The organism is Lactobacillus mulieris (genome assembly GCF_007095465.1).
GTDB classification, from domain to species: Bacteria; Bacillota; Bacilli; order Lactobacillales; family Lactobacillaceae; genus Lactobacillus; species Lactobacillus mulieris.
Genome location: NZ_SDGL01000027.1, coordinates 1 through 4,656, shown reverse-complemented (window position 1 = coordinate 4,656; position 4,656 = coordinate 1). Strand labels below are relative to the sequence as shown.

Sequence of the window (4,656 nt, the reverse complement as noted above, 5' to 3'; positions counted from 1 at the left end):
TGGGGTGAAGGAGCAGAAGAAATTGCTAAGAACCTCAAACCAGGTGAAAGTGCAAAGGTACCAGTAGTAATTACAATCCCAGGCGAAGGTGAAAAGACAGTTGAAATAACAATCACTCGTCCGGCAACTGCTACAAATAATTCTCAAACTAATGCAAATAATAGCAATGAGAATAAAGCACATAATATTAGCAAAGTAACAGCTAATAAATTGCCACAAACTGGTGAAAATTCAGCTACACTCTCTGCATTAGGTGCTGCATTAGTTGGTATTGCAGGTTTAGGATTATTCTTGAAGAAGAAGAAGGAAGATTAATAAAACATTATTCCCCCCGGTTTATTAATTGATATAACGTTAAAAGTCACAATATCATTTGGATATTGTGGCTTTTTTGGTGTGATCTAATAAAAAATATAAGATTAAAAAAGAGGTTGAGTAATGCTTACGCCAGAAGAAAGAAAAAATACAAAAATTGAATTAAACGAAAATTTTCACCGGTTAAATTACAGTAAAGACGTGTTTGTCGGAATACTCGCTTGAATTTAACAGATTTAGATTCTGTCTTATCTATGGAAAATCCTAATCCTGCCTATGTTTGGAAGGTGCGCGATTATTTAGAAGATATGCTTAAGCGTGAAGGAAAAGAAGTATATCCTTGGTCAAAAATGGCTCATTATTCAGCCAATCGCTGGTTTAGTTATGATACGCCTGGGAGGTAGAGAATTAAGAGTCCTTAATGAAAGGCGCTTTTTTCTTTTTAAAAAACAAGGCTATGATTTTGAAAAAATCCACTTATAATTAGTAATAGTTTACTTTAGGAGGAAGCCATGAACACTCTATTTGCAAAAGCACCTATTAAACAGGTGTATTTTAAACTAGCCTTTCCAGTAGTCTTAGGTATGATTACTACGATGGTCTATAACTTAGTGGATACTATGTTTGTAGCTAAAACTGGTGATGCAAATTTAGTTGCCGCTGTCACTATTAGTACGCCACTTATTAATTTTTTAATTGCATTTTCTGATATTTTGGGACTTGGTGGCAGTAGCGTAATTTCTCGCTTATTCGGGGAAAAGAAATATGAAGAAGCTAGACGAGTAAGTAGTTTCTCGATTTATGCAGGAATTATTACAAGTTTTATTTTAACAGCGATATTATTTGTATTTGAAAAGCAGATTTTATGGCTTTTTGGTGCAAGAGCAAGTACTTATGCAGATGCCGCAGAGTTTTATCGGGTTCTAGCAATTGGGGCGGTATTCATTATGTGTTCACTGATACCTCAAAACTTGTTGCGCACTGAAGGACTAGCAGTTGAAGCAATGATTGGTTCGATTTCTGGAACAGTAGTTGCGATTATTCTAGATCCAGTATTTTTATTTGTTTTAAAAATGGGAGCTACTGGTGTTGCTACAGCAAATATTATTGGCTTTATTGTGACAGATAGTGTGCTGTTTTATTACATGATTAAACGAGCTAAATTTATTAATGCTAAAGTTAAGTTCATGAAAGTAAAGAGCCATTTATTTAATGAAGTGATTGCAATAGGCATTCCTAGTTCGGTAAATCAATTTGCTAATACTTTTGGCATGGCACTTCTTAATAGTACATTAGCTGCATATGGGGCTAAGGAAGTGGCCGCTATGGGAATAACTCAGAAGATATATAGTATTGTAATCTTAGCGATTGTTGGTTTTACCTTCGGTTCTCAGCCATTGATTGGGTTTAATTATGGTGCTAAAAACTGGCAGCGACTTAAAGAAGTATTGCGCTTTGATATTTTTGTGCAAGTTGTTTATGCAATAGTTTCTGCTCTAATATTAATTGTTTTTGCCCATCAGATTGTAGGCTTATTTATGAACGATTCACTAATTATTAATTCAGGTAGTTATATGTTACTAGCCACTTTAATTACTACACCTTTAGCTGGTATTATTATGGTTTATACGACTGTTTTTCAATCAATTGGTAATGCTTGGGGTGCTTTGATAATGTCACTGGCTCGGCAAGGAATCGTTTATTTGCTTGCGATGATTGTTTTACAAAGATTTTTGGGACTACATGGAATTGTATGGGCTCAAGCTGCTTCAGATGTAATTACTTTTACAATTGGATATGTGATTTTTTCCAAGAGTCTTAATTTAAAAGCAAAAATTATGAAAGAACAAAATAATAACTGAAAAGGATAAAACATGAAAAAAGGAATTTTATTAGTTAATTTAGGAACACCAAAATCGGCTAATCCTAAGGATGTACGAGAATTTTTAAAAAGATTTTTAGGTGATGAGCGAGTAATTAAAATGCCTCGTCTTCTTTGGAAGGCTATTTTGCATGGGATTATTTTAAATACACGACCTAAAAAATCTGCGGCAATGTATGAAAAGATTCAAACTGAAGCTGGTTTTCCGCTCCTTCGTTATACCGAAATGCAACGTGATAATGTTGCAAAACTTTTTCCAGATTATCTTGTTGAATATGGAATGAGTTATAGTGCTCCTAGTATTGAAACTAGTTTAGATAAGTTGTTAGACCAAGGAGTAGATGATTTAACAATCGTGCCAATGTATCCACAATACTCTGGAACAACAGTCGGTTCAGTTTTTGACAGTGTAATGAATTATTTCTTGAAAACTGATAAAGTGGTAAATTTGCACTTCATCCGCTCTTATTATGACAATGAAATTTATGCTAATTATTTTGCTCAAAAAATAAAGCAAGCATTAGCTAAAAATGCTATTGATGCAATTGTTATTTCATATCATGGTATTCCTTTGTCTTACAAGCAACAGGGCGATAACTATGATGAAGAATGCACCAAGACAACTGAAGCAATCATGGCAAAAGTTGATACGAATATTCCTGTTTATCAAACTTATCAATCTAAATTTGGACCGGGAGAATGGCTAACACCAGCAACTAGTGATACATTGAAAAAGTTACCAAGTGAAGGATACAAAAAAGTTTTGATTTTAGCGCCGGGGTTTGTTGTAGATTGTTTAGAAACAATTGAAGAATTAGAATCTGAAAATAAAGGTTACTTCCTTAACGCTGGTGGAGAAGAATTTCACTATTTAGCTCCATTTAATGGGGATGAGGATTTTGCTAAATTAGTAAAGAGCTTGATAGTTTAACTAAAAAAACACTTGCATATTGCGCAAGTGTTTTTCTTATATATTGTTAAGTTTATCAATCCATTGGCGAGGATTATCGATTTCTAATATGAGGCGATTGTAGTGTTCCTCTTTTAATTGAATCACGATGATGTCGCTACCTTTTCTAGCGTTATAAAAGTTTATTTCGTTATTTAAATGGAAGCTACCGGCATAATAGCCTAAAGCTGCAGTACCGGGAGAACGTAATCCCTTTTTATCAAAAAGAATGGTGTTATCTAATGTTGCACCAGCGATATGCTTTAGGGGGATAACTAATTTATTTTTGAGAGACCAAAGTTTATCTAAACCTTGGGGTTCGACTATTAAATTGTTATTTTCAATACTTAGCTTATTTCTCATTTTTAATACCTCTCGATTTTTGCAATAGAAAGTAACTTTTTACCTAAGAGCAACTCTAATTCCTTATTTGAAAAACTCTGACACCAATCTTGTATTAGAGCATGAATTTCTTTGTCACGTCTGCTTAACTCAAGCATTGCTACGAGCATTAAGTGAGTTGTTTTTTCACCATCCTTAGCTTGTTTCATATTATTCCGAAGAACAGTTAGAAACATACCACGTTTACTGCCGAATTCAGAATATAAACTTCCTCTTAACAAACCAGTTGCTTTTACTAAAGTATCAAGAGAAGTAGCTTCATAGCCATACTGTAAGAAAACAGATGTTATTGCTTCTATCACTTCATTTGAATTATATTTCTTTTTTCTGCCCATGTTTTTATTATAGTTATTTTTGACTGATTAGTCAAAAATAACAAATATGCAACTGTGGCGAGCGCAGCGAAGCTGTATAAGTGCTGGTGTGCAACTAGTGGGTGCGATAAAATCTATTTAGATTTTCGATGTAGGAGAATAGAAAAATGAACAACTTAAATGAACGTCTAAAAAATTTGAGAGAAGCTAATAATTTATCTCAAGAAGAAGTAGCTAGTAGACTAAAGATATCAAGACAATCTATTTCAAAATGGGAACTGGGTGATTCAATACCAGATATAGAAAAACTTACTGAATTAAGTAAAATTTATGGAGTAAGCTTGGATTATTTAGTAGGAAACTCAAAATCAGAAAGCATTAAGATTAATGAACAAATTTTACGGAAAAAGCGAAATGCTTTACAAGTGATTTTGTGGTCAGCTTGCGTTGCAATAGTTTTGTTACTAATTATGTTTTTTGAAGATGGGCGAGCAGGCATATTGTTTATTTTTGCAATTCCATTATCTGCTTGGATTAATTATTATTATCAATGCCAAAAATCTAAACAAAAAAATTAGTTTTGAGTGATTTTGAAGTTTAAAGAAGCTATTAAAATTCATTTGGCTATTAATTAATCATATTTTGATAGTTTAGAAAAATTTATTTGTTAAAAGTTGAAGTAAAATGATAGCTTATAAAAGCGCTTACTATAATTTGGAAACTGTCAAATTTTTTGTGTAAATAGATTTTTCTCGTAGATTGATTTTTTAATCTTTTATTTAATCAAAGTAGGA

The 4,656-nt window shown here is 32.8% G+C and carries 7 protein-coding genes; 5 read left to right on the top strand and 2 right to left on the bottom strand.

Features of this window, described 5'->3' with window-relative positions:
* The 4 genes from ETI37_RS07650 to hemH form a co-directional block, all read left to right on the top strand.
* Positions 1-315, top strand: a 315-nt coding sequence (locus ETI37_RS07650; RefSeq protein ID WP_143460229.1) for an LPXTG cell wall anchor domain-containing protein, incomplete at its 5' end; no start/stop codon positions are given.
* A 221-nt stretch (positions 316-536) separates the two neighbouring features.
* Positions 537-719, top strand: a complete 183-nt coding sequence (locus ETI37_RS07645) for a DUF2316 family protein (protein WP_006587678.1) — start codon at positions 537-539, stop codon at positions 717-719.
* A 108-nt stretch (positions 720-827) separates the two neighbouring features.
* Positions 828-2,177 (top strand): MATE family efflux transporter, encoded by a 1,350-nt coding sequence (locus tag ETI37_RS07640; RefSeq protein WP_006585776.1) that lies wholly within the window; start codon positions 828-830, stop codon positions 2,175-2,177.
* Between the two features lie 12 nt (positions 2,178-2,189).
* Entirely contained in the window at positions 2,190-3,128 is a 939-nt protein-coding gene (hemH, locus tag ETI37_RS07635) for a ferrochelatase (protein WP_006587679.1), read from the top strand.
* Positions 3,129-3,164: 36 nt separating this feature from the next.
* Here hemH and ETI37_RS07630 read toward each other — a convergent pair whose 3' ends face one another.
* The gene (locus ETI37_RS07630) at positions 3,165-3,509 is read right to left on the bottom strand and encodes a PH domain-containing protein (RefSeq protein WP_006585774.1); all 345 of its coding nucleotides are present in this window, start codon (positions 3,507-3,509) and stop codon (positions 3,165-3,167) included.
* A 2-nt stretch (positions 3,510-3,511) separates the two neighbouring features.
* On the bottom strand, positions 3,512-3,883 hold the full coding sequence (locus ETI37_RS07625) for a TetR/AcrR family transcriptional regulator (RefSeq protein ID WP_006585773.1): 372 nt from the start codon (positions 3,881-3,883) through the stop codon (positions 3,512-3,514).
* 146 nt (positions 3,884-4,029) lie between these two features.
* Here ETI37_RS07625 and ETI37_RS07620 point away from each other — a divergent pair, with 146 nt between their 5' ends.
* Positions 4,030-4,440 (top strand): helix-turn-helix domain-containing protein, encoded by a 411-nt coding sequence (locus tag ETI37_RS07620; protein WP_006585772.1) that lies wholly within the window; start codon positions 4,030-4,032, stop codon positions 4,438-4,440.
* Positions 4,441-4,656: the final 216 nt, after the last annotated feature.